The organism is Clostridium sp. DMHC 10 (genome assembly GCF_001270375.1).
GTDB lineage: Bacteria > Bacillota > Clostridia > Clostridiales > Clostridiaceae > Clostridium_S > Clostridium_S guangxiense.
The window spans coordinates 128,242-141,140 of the sequence record NZ_LGVB01000016.1 but is presented as its reverse complement, the minus strand read 5'-3'; the positions used below and the strand labels follow the sequence as shown (position 1 = coordinate 141,140).

Annotated in this window: 11 protein-coding genes, 5 tRNA genes and 1 pseudogene; 3 read left to right on the top strand and 14 right to left on the bottom strand. The window is 31.5% G+C overall.

The window, feature by feature from the left end; genetic code table 11:
- Nucleotides 1-140: 140 nt before the first annotated feature.
- Together argC and argJ are read left to right on the top strand one after the other, a co-directional pair.
- Nucleotides 141-1,181 (top strand): N-acetyl-gamma-glutamyl-phosphate reductase, encoded by a 1,041-nt coding sequence (gene argC / locus AGR56_RS18010; RefSeq protein ID WP_053243470.1) that lies wholly within the window; start codon nucleotides 141-143, stop codon nucleotides 1,179-1,181.
- A gap of 70 nt (nucleotides 1,182-1,251) precedes the next feature.
- Nucleotides 1,252-2,467 (top strand): annotated as a pseudogene (argJ, locus tag AGR56_RS18005) (bifunctional glutamate N-acetyltransferase/amino-acid acetyltransferase ArgJ).
- Nucleotides 2,468-2,982: 515 nt separating this feature from the next.
- Here the strand turns inward: argJ and AGR56_RS18000 are convergent.
- The 13 genes from AGR56_RS18000 to AGR56_RS17940 form a co-directional block, all read right to left on the bottom strand.
- Nucleotides 2,983-3,147, bottom strand: coding sequence for a hypothetical protein (locus tag AGR56_RS18000; RefSeq protein WP_198150106.1), 165 nt, complete (start codon nucleotides 3,145-3,147; stop codon nucleotides 2,983-2,985).
- Nucleotides 3,148-3,482: 335 nt separating this feature from the next.
- On the bottom strand, nucleotides 3,483-4,277 hold the full coding sequence (locus tag AGR56_RS17995) for a class I SAM-dependent methyltransferase (protein ID WP_053243648.1): 795 nt from the start codon (nucleotides 4,275-4,277) through the stop codon (nucleotides 3,483-3,485).
- A gap of 43 nt (nucleotides 4,278-4,320) precedes the next feature.
- Nucleotides 4,321-5,223, bottom strand: coding sequence for an NAD-dependent epimerase/dehydratase family protein (locus AGR56_RS17990; protein WP_053243468.1), 903 nt, complete (start codon nucleotides 5,221-5,223; stop codon nucleotides 4,321-4,323).
- A 369-nt stretch (nucleotides 5,224-5,592) separates the two neighbouring features.
- Complete coding sequence (locus AGR56_RS17985; RefSeq protein WP_053243467.1) at nucleotides 5,593-6,042, bottom strand: GNAT family N-acetyltransferase; 450 nt, start codon at nucleotides 6,040-6,042, stop codon at nucleotides 5,593-5,595.
- A 144-nt stretch (nucleotides 6,043-6,186) separates the two neighbouring features.
- Complete coding sequence (locus tag AGR56_RS17980) at nucleotides 6,187-6,543, bottom strand: DUF1232 domain-containing protein (protein WP_053243466.1); 357 nt, start codon at nucleotides 6,541-6,543, stop codon at nucleotides 6,187-6,189.
- A gap of 12 nt (nucleotides 6,544-6,555) precedes the next feature.
- Entirely contained in the window at nucleotides 6,556-7,854 is a 1,299-nt protein-coding gene (locus AGR56_RS17975) for a hypothetical protein (RefSeq protein WP_053243465.1), read from the bottom strand.
- 58 nt (nucleotides 7,855-7,912) lie between these two features.
- Nucleotides 7,913-8,356, bottom strand: a complete 444-nt coding sequence (locus tag AGR56_RS17970; protein WP_053243464.1) for a hypothetical protein — start codon at nucleotides 8,354-8,356, stop codon at nucleotides 7,913-7,915.
- Nucleotides 8,357-8,402: 46 nt separating this feature from the next.
- Entirely contained in the window at nucleotides 8,403-9,266 is an 864-nt protein-coding gene (locus AGR56_RS17965) for an ARMT1-like domain-containing protein (protein ID WP_053243463.1), read from the bottom strand.
- A gap of 520 nt (nucleotides 9,267-9,786) precedes the next feature.
- Nucleotides 9,787-9,860 (bottom strand) — tRNA-Arg (locus AGR56_RS17960).
- Nucleotides 9,861-9,956: 96 nt separating this feature from the next.
- A tRNA-Ser gene (locus tag AGR56_RS17955) sits at nucleotides 9,957-10,047 on the bottom strand.
- 33 nt (nucleotides 10,048-10,080) lie between these two features.
- A tRNA-Ser gene (locus AGR56_RS17950) sits at nucleotides 10,081-10,171 on the bottom strand.
- Nucleotides 10,172-10,273: 102 nt separating this feature from the next.
- Nucleotides 10,274-10,364: transfer RNA gene (locus AGR56_RS17945), tRNA-Ser, on the bottom strand.
- Between the two features lie 35 nt (nucleotides 10,365-10,399).
- Nucleotides 10,400-10,489, bottom strand: a tRNA-Ser gene (locus AGR56_RS17940).
- A 210-nt stretch (nucleotides 10,490-10,699) separates the two neighbouring features.
- Between AGR56_RS17940 and AGR56_RS17935 the strand changes: the two genes are divergently transcribed.
- Nucleotides 10,700-11,410, top strand: coding sequence for an HAD family hydrolase (locus tag AGR56_RS17935; RefSeq protein ID WP_053243462.1), 711 nt, complete (start codon nucleotides 10,700-10,702; stop codon nucleotides 11,408-11,410).
- 112 nt (nucleotides 11,411-11,522) lie between these two features.
- Here AGR56_RS17935 and serS read toward each other — a convergent pair whose 3' ends face one another.
- Nucleotides 11,523-12,800 carry a serine--tRNA ligase gene (gene serS, locus AGR56_RS17930; protein WP_053243461.1) on the bottom strand — a complete coding sequence of 426 codons (1,278 nt, stop codon included), beginning with the start codon at nucleotides 12,798-12,800 and terminating at the stop codon, nucleotides 11,523-11,525.
- Nucleotides 12,801-12,899: the final 99 nt, after the last annotated feature.

Below are 12,899 nucleotides of genomic sequence, written 5' to 3'. Positions count from 1 at the left end.
ACCAACCTTATATTTATTGAACATGTATAATTATACATAATTTTAAATTCATATGCAATATTTTTAATAAAATTTATTGAATAATTAATCATTTTTATGTATAATCAATTTAAAATAAAAAAACTGGAGTGATGATAAAAATGATTAAAATAGGCATAATTGGCTCTACAGGCTATGCTGGAGCTGTTTTAACTAAACTACTAATAAATCATCCCAATGTAAAAATAGTTTTTTTGGCTTCTCATAGTTATGCCAACAACAAATTCTATTCTATATATAGGAATTTCAAAAATATAACTGAAATTTCGTGTATAGACAGCGATGATGTAGGAGAAAACTATTTAGATAAAATAGATGTACTCTTCACTGCCTTACCTTCTGGTAAAACTTTTTCAGTAGTACCAAAAGCAATTAATAAAGGTGTAAAAGTTATAGATTTAGGTGCAGATTACAGATTAAAATCAAAAGAATCATATGAACAGTGGTATAAAATAGATCATCCTTGCAGTAACTTGTTAACTAAAGCTGTATATGGCTTGCCTGAAATAGAAAAAGATAAAATTAAGTCTTCAAATTTGATTGCAAACCCAGGTTGCTATCCAACTGCTTCTTCTCTTGCACTTATTCCTCTATTAAAATATGATTTAGTAGAAAAAAGTTCCATAATAATTGATGCAAAGTCTGGCGTAACTGGTTCTGGCAGAAAAGCATCTATAAACAATTTATATGTTGAATGTAATGAAAATATAAAAGCTTATGGTGTCACAACTCATAGACATACACCTGAAATAGAGCAAACCCTTTCATATATTGCAAAAGACAATATAAATTTAATATTTACTCCTCACCTAATTCCAATGGACAGAGGAATCCTAGCAACTTGTTATGGAAATTTGAGAAAAAAAATAGCACTTAATGATATATATGATTTATATAAGGATTTTTATAAAAATGAACCTTTCGTACGAATCATAGATGAATTGCCTGAAACAAGATGGGTTAAAGGTTCAAATTATTGTGATATTGCAATAAGAATAGATAATAGAACAAATAAAATTGTAGTATTATCAGCTATAGATAACCTTATGAAAGGCGCTGCCGGTCAAGCTGTACAAAACATGAACATAATGTACGGCCTTAATGAAAAAACAGGACTTGAGATAGTTCCTATGTTCCCATAGAATATTACGAAATGAAGTTTTGCACTTATTTAAAGTAATGATAATTATTAAATTGAAAGAAGGAATGATAATGAAATTTTTTTATGATAAATCTCTAACCAATGTGCCTTATTTTAAAGCTGCTGGAATACACAGCGGGCTTAAAAAAAAGAAAAATGATTTATGTGTAATTTACAGTGAAAAACCATGTGTTTCCGCCGCAACTTTTACTACTAATAAAGTTAAAGCTGCTCCTGTTCTTTTAGATATGAAACATATAAAGAATGATAAAACTTACGCAGTTGTAATTAATAGTGGAAATGCTAATGCTTGCAATGGTAGTGCCGGCTACAAAAATGCATTATCCATGGCTAAAACTATAGCTGAATGTCTTAATATAAAGACAGAAGAAGTTCTCGTTTGTTCCACAGGAGTTATCGGAGTACCGCTGCCAATGGATATAGTTTTACCTGGAATAAAAGAAACCTGCAGTAAATTGTCCTGTGAGGGTGGCAATGAAGCTGCAAAGGCAATAATGACTACGGACACCATAGAAAAAAAAAGTTGCTGTTGAATTTTATCTTGGAGAAAAAAAAGCGATAATATCTGCTATGGCAAAAGGTTCTGGTATGATTCATCCTAATATGGGAACTATGCTTAGTTTCATAGCAACAAATGTGAACATAGATAAGAACATGCTAAGCAAAGCTTTAAAGGAAAGTGTTGAAGATTCTTATAATATGATTTCAGTAGACGGAGATACAAGTACCAATGATACTGTAATAATACTTGCAAATGGTTCTCTTGAAAATCCTATTATAAATGAAGAAAATGAAGATTATATTTCCTTTAAAAGAGCTCTTCACAGTTTAAATATAGAAATTGCAAAGATGATTGCAAAAGATGGAGAAGGAGCTACTAAATTAATTGAAACAAAAGTACTTAATGCACCTTCTAAAGAAGATGCAAAAATAAGCTCTAAAGCTGTTATAAAATCAAGCCTAGTAAAAGCAGCCATTTTCGGAAGCGATCCAAACTGGGGAAGAATAATATGTGCCCTTGGTTACAGCGGTGCAAATATAAATCCAGAAAATGTTGACATATTCTTTTCTAATTCAAAAGGTTCTGTGCAAACCTGCAGCAAAGGAGCTGCTTTAGAATTTGATAAAGAACTTGCTGTTGAAATTTTAAATGAACCTGCTACAACTATAACAATCGACTTACATGATGGAAATTATAGTGCTACTGCCTGGGGATGCGATTTAACGTACGAATATGTTAAAATAAACGGATGTTATACAACTTAAAAAGATTGCGAAGTAATACTGCTTTGCAACATTAAAAAAATTCTATAAGTCTAAGGTAAAAAAATCATAAAATCCTAAGATATTTCAATAACTCGCTCTGCGCTCAGACAAATTAAAATATCTAAGTATTTTATGATTTTTTTACCAAGATTTATTAGAATTTTTTTTAAATCGTTTCTTCAGCAGTATTACTTCACTCCCACGGTAGTGCAAGGAAAAAATTCCTCCGTACCTACGGAATTTTGGGTGTGAACTTGTCCACTCATTTATTGATTAACGGTGATTATAGGGTATTTTTCGTAGGGAACCGGAGACAAAGCGCTTAAAATATAGTGCTCAGCGTAGCTGACACTATTAAGTTCTAAGATTTACCTGAGAGAAACGAAAGGTAAATCCACCTTCACTGTACTCTGTACTTTGTACTCTGTGCTCTGAATCAACTTCCAGTTTAACAGCATTAATTTGGCATTAGTCATTTTAACCTTTCAAGTTGTCTATATATATTTCTCATAATTTTAATTATTAATATTCTGTTTTACAAATCTATAAAATTGTTTAAATTCAACATAATCCTTAAATGCATTTCTAGGTATAAACATAACTTTGTCTTCAAAGGTTACTACAGAAATATAATTACTTGTAATTACTACATCTTTAATTAATGGCCATTTATACTCCAAACTGCAATATTTTAATTCCCTTTTTATAAATTTTTCATTAATAATCAAGTGGTGATTACCATTTATATACTCTTGTTGTTTTAAAAAATATATTTTATTTTTTCTCCCTAATCTATAGAATAAAAATAATATTATAATTAGTAATAGTATATATATGCAAGTTTTATCTAAATCAAATCCAGATAAGAAGTAAAAAACTATTATAGAAACAATTAATTCAATAAATACAACAATTATATTATTTTTAATAGCTTTATTTTTTTTATTTTTTTGTCACTTCATGCGTTTCTTTAATTGCTTGCTTGTACCCATCTTCGTCAAGAATAAAATTAAATTCATACTCCAATAAATCCATCTCCTACTTTTCTAATCTCATTTTTTTTAATTGCCCTTGTGGCATAAAAAGACGGAACATTAAATTCATGAAGTCTACCTATACCATTTGTATCCTGGTATATATTCGTAAGCACAAAACCTGCTTGTAATTGTCCACCAATTTGTTCCTCAATGGTATGTGAAAATTGAATTCCCCAATCATTTTTAATTGAATCTTCGTATAGTTTTTTATTCTTTAAAGGATTAAATGGCAACTTATTTATTATCATTGTCTCTTCATCATTAAAAATATAATTAATTCCGTTATCTAAACCTGCTAATAAAATTCCTCCTTTTTTCAGTATCCTATAACATTCCTTCCAAACAGGAACAACCTCCTCAATATAACAATTAGAAACTGGATGAAAAATCAAATCGAAGGATTCATCTTCAAAAGGCAGAGGTTTAGTCATGTCTGCTCTAACTATTTTTATATCATAATTTTCCCTTTTCGCTACCTCTTTCTCACTTAACAGTTGTTTTTCTGAATAATCTAGTACTGTACACTTTGCACCCAATGCAGTAAATATAGGCATTTGTTGACCCCCTCCGGATGCCAAGCCCAATATTTCAGCGTTCTTAATTTCACAAAACCATTCTTTTGGTACGGGTTTAGTAGGTGTTAACAGCATAGACCAATCATTATTTTTTGCTTTTTCAAAAACTTCATGGCTAACAGGCTGTCCCCATTTCCAACCTTTATCAACCCATTTGTCAAAAAAATGAGAGTTTATTTCCGTATATTTTTTATCCATATAAAAATCAATCCCCTTTAAATTACTGAATTTCATCTTTATATTACTCAAAATTTTGCTTAATAAATTCCATATATCCCTTTCTCGCAACTTCATAAGAATTATCCTTGTACCATTCATAAGATTCCTTTAGCCCATCAAATAAATTTTTTTGTTTTGGTAATAACTCATTTTGTCTTGAAACATCAAGTATATATTCATAATTATAAAAACTAAAATAATCCCTTTGATTATCATGATTAGTTACATATACTTTTTCTAAAGGAGCTCCAACCGCTTCATAGCATAATTCAACAAATGTGTTTATATCCACTGCTTCCGCATTGCCAACATTTAATATATGATCCTTGGGATGTTTTTCTAGAATCTTTTCAATAACTTTACATAAATCCTCTACATGAAAAAATTGTAATTTCATCTTTCCATCGTTAGGAATATAAAATTTTCTATTTTTTAAAGCACATTCAAACACAAATGGCTCTCTATATAGGTTTTGCATTGGTCCATATAAATAAGGAGGTCTTAAAATATATGCATTAGGAACTCTTGAAAGTAAATATTCTTCTGCTTCAACCTTGTCAGCTCCATATTTACCCCAGATAGAATTCAAACCAATCTTTTGATCTTCAGAAAATGGCTGCTCATTTGTTTCTGGATAAACGGCAGATGAACTAATAAATATATAGTCTTTAAACTCGCCTAATGCATCTAATATATTTGTAATATCCTTTTGATTATATGCACATACGTCTATTACGGCATCAAAAGAATAGTTTACTAGACAAGCTTTTAAATTATTTCTATCTGCACATATTAAATTAACATTTTCTACTTGTTGTCTAGTGCCTCTGTTTAAAACATACACTTCATAATTCTTTGCTTTAAAATATTTTGCTACATATTTACTGACAAATACGGTTCCACCTGTAACTAATATACGTTTCATAAAAGCCTCCTTGAAATTATTATTTATATTACTTCTCTTTAGCCTTGTTATATAATTCTTCCCATATATTCTGGTTACCTTTTGGTACATTGAGCATTAGGTTTAGTGATCTTTATGTCTTGTAATATTGCTTTTGCTTCTTTTATTGGTATATCAGAAAGATTTAGAAATTGTACTATTGCTTTATCATAGTAATGGTATAGATAAATCTTTTTCCTCCATGTTAAACCCAATCTTCGCCTGTACGCGACCCGAGTTCATCGACCACAAATCAGTGGTTTCTTCAATCTCGTAATACTGATGCAAACCTTCTCTAATTCCAGGAATTTTAGGATAGTCAATATCTACATCAAGCTCATCAGCATTATTTTAAAGCACAGCCTTTGCAAAACAAACCGCTTCAGGTCTATTTATATACTTGCCATAATTAGGAATACGATAATAGCCTCTTTTTTCGTAGAATGCTACTGCTCTTTTATTTACCAATCGTGTCTCAAGCCAAAGAGTAGAGTAACCCAGCTTTTGTGCTTGCTTTTCTAAGTAACTCAAAATTTTACTTCCAACTCCAAGCTCCTTAGTCTTAGCAAACATTCTTTTAACCTCAGCAACATCTTCATTTATAGGGCGTATTGCTCCACAACCTACGGCTTCACCAGCTTCATCATATGCTACTACAAATAAGGAACGCGGAACACAAACATCATTTGGATTAAAAGAACTTTTTCCACTGTCACCTGTTATAAGTTTTAAACTTTTAGATAGTTCTTCCATCAAATCAATAGCATCTTGTGTATTCGGCTGTGTTTCTATAATTCTCATAATTAATTATATCCTCCATTCACGTGAATCTAGATCTTCCTCTAAAAACTTCAAAGCATTAATTTGTATGCTATCAATGGTGACAATACTGCCAACTTCAGTCAATCATCATCTTATTTTCAAATTTATTGATTATAATATAACTTATTTGATAATAAGGAATATTAATGCTATCCATACTAATATAATTGGTATTGCAAAATACCACTTTTTAGGTTTTCCATTGCCCCATAAATTTTCTGCTTCAATTCTACATTGATCGAATATTTGGGGTGGAATAAATTTTATTGTTATTGATATAAATATTGGAAGCAAAATCAAGTCATCTAATAAACCTATAACTGGTATAAAATCAGGTATAAAATCAATAGGCGACAACGCATATCCAATTGTAATACCTGCAAAAATTTTTGCTATTACAGGTGTTTCCTTCTTCCTTAAAGCAATGAATACAGCAGGTATATCTGATTTTAATTTTCGTGCTCTATGTTTTAAATTCACCCTTCAAATCTCCTACACACTTTTATCAATCTGGTCATAAATAACACTGGCAGTATTATAAATTTCTGCTTTCTGACGAATATATGGTATTCCTTCTTCCTTAAGAATTTTCTCAAATTCATCTACGTACCTCGTTGAAGCAAAACTCTGAAGAAAATCAATAGTAAACATATTATTAACGCAATTCATCTCTATAAGGTAAGTAGTAGGAATAACTATGTTATGAATCTCACGAATATACTGGCTAACTGAACCAAATGGGTCTCTGCCTGTTGAGCTTACTGAAAATGTTCCAACCTGAAACACCGAATCTGCTTTTCCAAGTTTATCAAGCTTTTCTTGAAGTCCTTCAATTCTGTCATTACTTATATACTCTCTGACCTGTCTGCTTACTTTCTTTAATATCTGCTCTTTAGAAGTTTTTTCTTTCTGCATTTTACGATACTCATAGGTCCGCTTGCCAAGTTCTAATTTTTTCATCTCTTTTGTAAGGGGAAGTTCTACCGATGTAACCAAGCATCCTCCCGCTTTATCCCTATCAAGCATAGGTCTGCTGTTCACATACATTGTAGTAACAATTGGCAGGTTTTCAACGGCACATAGCCGCCTAATAACTTCAGAAAAAAAGGTTGTTATCACTATTCCAGGAGTTCCATGATACTTTTTTACATAATTCATAAACTCCTCCTGTGGTAGTAGAAATGATATTCTTGTGGCACTTCCTTTCCAAACTTCGGGCAGCTGATAAGCTTCATAAGAATCGCCAATATCATCGTTTGGTAAAATTAGGTCATCTGTAAATGGTTCCTGCCATTCCTCATCCTCAATGCTGTTTTCCATTGTTGTAATGCCATCTGGCGATAATTTTATAGCATATTTCTCACTACAATAAAAGAAAAGTACTGTTTTCAAAACTTCCAGCATAGAAATTCCATCAAGAAGTCCATGTGAAGCATCTAAATAGATGTTTTTTTCACTGTATGACCAAGCTATCATATGATAATTTACTTCCGCGCTGCCAAGGTTTGCTGGTTTATCAGTATGCTTTACTACGATAGGTCCACTGTTATGTATATTAATATATTTACCGTCATTTTGAACAACAGCAATATGATAATATGGGTATCTCTCCATTGCTTTTTTAACACTATGTATAAGCATATCACCATCAACTATATCTTTCATAACAATCATAATTCTTATGGTCTGCGGATCACGCTTGTTTGACGCATAGTATATTGCACTAGCTGCGCGATTTGGCAGAATCATCTTCTTAGTATTATTAGGTAATTTGCATCTTTCGTTTTCCATAGTCCTCCACCTCTTTCCTTATTATAAATGAATTTTTGCCTTTTATGTAACTCTAAATTTAGCGTTTAATTTGTCTTAGTGTAGATAAAATATCTTTGTATACCAAGGCTTGCATACTATCACTATATATTGTAACATCTGCTTTCAATAAAGTTTCTTGTATATATTCTACTAAACTTGATTTATATTTTGCAATATTCGGTAATGACTTAATACATTGTCTTGCTGTAATTGGTTTTTCATCTAAAATATGTTTTAAATAATTCTCTATAATTTCATCAATTTTGTTTTCCGTATCCCATTTAGCATTAGCAGATATTAAAATAATGCCCCTACTTCTTATATACGAATTGTTATTTTCAATCATTTCAGCAAACCTATCAAAAAACTTATAGACAGCATTAGATTTTTCACTTTCAGTTTCTAACATCTGTAATGCTTGGTATGCAACTTTATTATCTTTAGAAAATAAGCTTTCAATTAATTCTGTGATACTCTCCATTGTTTTCACCCTCTATTAATTACTGTATAGCCGCTGAACTTCTTATTTAAACCCTGTTTTTCATGCAAATCATTTTCTTTTCCTCAACACCAATGTCCTCTGCAATTACATCACATTTTGTCATTAATAAGAAATAGATATTTTTGTTTTCTTCGCTCAAACATTCATAATTGGCTTGCCCCTTAGCAATTACTACATCTGACTTTTTATAAACTTCTTTAAACTCAGTACTTGTTCGATTAAGCACAGTTCCAAGAGAGCCATCGCCGTTATCTATAACTTCTGCATATTCATCAATTCCTACAGCATATGCATCTTCAGCTATAGAATCATTTACAACAGGTTTACCACGTACTCCAAAAAATATTCTAACATGTGAATTCAGTTCTTTTATTTTCTTTATAAAAAGCTTGTCCATGCAGATTTCTCCACAATTATCGCCTAAGTACAATAATGTCTTTGCATTCAAAATATCTTGCATTAGTACCTTAGAATCATCTATAGCTAGCTTTGCCTCTTCCATTTTTTCGAAATAATCAAAAATATCCTCCAATAGTGTATTGTGAATAGGATTAAAATCTATTATATTACCAATAATAGCATATCGCACCGCTAATTGAAATGAATTTTCAGCTTGCTTAAGCTTTCTTTCAAATTTGGGTAACATTTTTAAAAGCAATGTATTATAATAATTTCTAGTTTCTTTATATGGATCTGGATTATTAATATATTTTTTTATTATGTCAAAAATTTCTCCTATAATTTCTGGTGTCGTTACCTCAAAATCCATTTTACTTAGATAGGTAAAAACTTCCCTTAGTAATTCTTCCTTTTTATGAGTTCCCGTAATATCCGCCACTTTAATAGCTTGATTAACCACACATGGCAAGCATTTATCATGTATTTTCAAATTCCAAACCTCCTAAAATCTAACAACTTACTTCTATAAATAGACAAGCTGAAAGTTTAAAATTGCTAATACCAAATTCATCTCACTAAACTGGAATTTAACTCAGGGTACAAAGTACAGAGGACAGAGTACAGTGAAGGATGATTTTTCTCCGCTGTCGCTACAAAAAATCTTAAACTTAATGCACGCAAAGCGCTTAAAATATAGCAAGTAGCTTAACAGCTAAAATAATTAGGAATTATTTTCCATTGTTCGTATTTTTCAATGGATTTTTTATGATACCTATTTTTATTAATAATTTTTTTATAAAAGCTTATTGACTTTTACTAGCTGGTCTATGTTTTTATATTTGCGGTTGTCTATGCTTGCATCTATTTTAACATAGGAGTTTTTTTCTGTTCAACGGCATATTCCACTTGCCTAGCAAGTGGTTTTCTTCGTTACACAACGAAAATAGGAGCAACCTTTCGGTTACTCCTATTCACGGAACGTTCAATATCGTTATAAACATTCGATATAGTGCGACAGGCAGGACTTGAACCCGCAGCGCCTCGGTTCGTAGCCGAGTCCTCTATCCAGTTGAGGTACTATCGCATAGTAGCTAAATTAACGAACACCATTATATTACCATAATAGTGCATAAAAATCAAATTCCATTAAAAAATAAAACACCTAACTAAAGGCGTTTTATGGCGGAGAAGGAGGGTTTCGAACCCTCGCACCGGTCACCCGATCTATACCCTTAGCAAGGGCACCTCTTCAACCACTTGAGTACTTCTCCATGTGCTTTACTTTGTATTTTTTATATAAAATATGGCGGAAAGATAGGGATTCGAACCCTAGGTGCGGTCACCCGCACGCCGGTTTTCAAGACCGGTGCCTTAAACCAACTCGACCATCTTTCCACACAAACAACATAAGAATTATATCAATAATTAAAAAAACTGTCAATACTATTTCGTTATATAACCGAAAAATAAAGGAACATAAATAAATATGTTCCTTTATGGCGGAGAAGGAGGGTTTCGAACCCTCGCACCGGTCACCCGATCTATACCCTTAGCAAGGGCACCTCTTCAACCACTTGAGTACTTCTCCATGTGCTTTACTTTATAATTTTTTATATAAAATAATGGCGGAAAGATAGGGATTCGAACCTAGGTGCGGTCACCCGCACGCCGGTTTTCAAGACCGGTGCCTTAAACCAACTCGACCATCTTTCCACGACCACGACAGGTTATATTATATCATCTGTCATGAATACTGTCAATATATTTTTATACTTTTTTATATTAATTTATACTTGCTAATCAATTTATCTATTCTATATTAAAAACTTTTTAATGTAATTTTAAAGGTTTTCACAAAATCTCTTAATATAAAAATTAAATAATGATATTATATATATATGAAAATACGAAGGAGAGTTTTATATGTACAAAAATATTATATTCGATTTATATGGAACCTTAGTAAATATACATACCAATGAAAACAAAAGTAACCTCTGGAAAAAGCTTTCACTTTTCTACAGCTACAATGGAGCTAATTATAAACCTAATGAACTGAAAAAAGCTTATTTGACTAAAGTAAAAAATAAAACTGATGAAAATACAAAAACTAAATATCCTGATATAAATCTTCCATTAGTTTTTAGAGAATTATATGCAGATAAAAGGGTAAATGTGGACAAGGAATTAGTTAGTTATTCTATGAGGCTATTTAGAAGTTTATCTACAGAATACATAGGACTTTATCTAGGGGTTAAATCTCTTTTAAATGAACTAAAGTCTAGAAATAAAAAAATATATATGCTATCAAATGGACAAAGAGAATTTACAGTTCCAGAACTGAAATATTTGGGTATACATGATTACTTTGATGGCTTATATAGTTCTTCCGATATAGAAATTTGCAAACCAGATAAAGCTTTTTTTAATTACCTTATAGAAAATGAACATTTAAATAAAGAGGAAAGTATTTTTGTCGGAAATGATGATGTGTGTGATGTTGAAGGATCAAAAGCTGCTTTTTTAGATTGTATTTATATCCATAGCAACCTTTCTAGAAAAATCAATGAAGTAACAAGCAAATATGCAATTTGGGATGGAGACATAACTAAAATTTTAAAGATAATTTCTTAATAACAAAAACGACTGCTGTATACATAAAGCAGTCGTTTCTTATATATTTTTTCACCAAGCTATCTGTGGTTTAATATAGTTCTAGAAGGATAATGGGCTTCGCCCAAACCTCTTATAGGATTACATCTTTTCCCATGTATTGTCTTAAAACTTCTGGAACAGTTACACTTCCATCTTCATTTTGATAATTTTCAAGTATAGCTGCTACAGTTCTTCCAATAGCAACTCCAGATCCGTTTAATGTATGAACGAACTCTGGTTTTGCCTTAGGATCTCTTTTAAATTTAATATTTGCACGTCTTGCCTGGAAATCTTCAAAGTTACTGCAGCTTGATATTTCAACATATCTATTGTAACTTGGCATCCAAACTTCTATATCGTATTTTAATGCAGCTGTAAATCCTAAATCACCTTTACATATTCTAACAACTCTATATGGAAGACCTAACATCTGAAGAACTTCTTCAGCATCATGAGTTAATTTTTCAAGTTCATCATATGATTCTTCTGGCTTTGCAAATTTTACAAGTTCAACTTTATTAAACTGGTGCTGACGAACAAGCCCTCTAGTATCTCTTCCAGCAGAACCAGCTTCTGATCTAAAGCATGCACTATATGCAGCATATTTTACAGGTAAATCTTCACCCTTAAGCATTTCGTCTCTATGCAAATTTGTAACTGGAACTTCTGCTGTAGGAATCAAGAAAAATCCATTATTTTCTACCTTAAAAGCATCTTCTTCGAACTTTGGAAGCTGACCAGTTCCTGTCATACTGCTTCTATTTACCATGTATGGTGGAAGTACTTCTGTATATCCATGTTTTTCTACATGTGTGTCTAAGAAGAAGTTTATTACAGATCTTTCAAGTCTTGCACCAAGACCTTTGTAAAAAGTGAATCTTGAACCAGCTACCTTACCAGCTCTCTCAAAATCAAGTATGTTTAAATCTGTTCCAACATCCCAGTGAGCTTTAAATTCAAAATCAAATTTTCTAGGTTCGCCCCATTTTCTTATTTCAACATTATCTTCATCTGACTTACCTTCTGGAACACTTGGATGAGGTATATTAGGAATTCTAAGCATTATGTACTCTATTTCTTCGTCTATCTTTGAAACTTCAGCATCAATGTTTTTAATATCATCTGAAAGTTTTTTCATCTCTGCCATTAATGCATCTGTATTTTGGCCAGCTTTTTTTAGCTTTGGTATTTCACCTGAGTCCTTATTTCTCTTGCTTTTTAAGTTTTCAACTTCAACTAATTTTTTTCTTCTTTGTTCATCAAGTTTTACAACTCTGTCAATTACAGAAACGTCAAAATCTTCCCCTCTATTTAAAAGAGATTTTTTTACCTCTTCAGGATTGCTTCTTATTTTCTTTAAATCTAACATACTTATTTCTATTGAACATCATATTCAATAGTTTCCTCCTCCCACATCTATATATGCATATGCCATCTTAAATTGATGACATATTATATTTTCGTAATA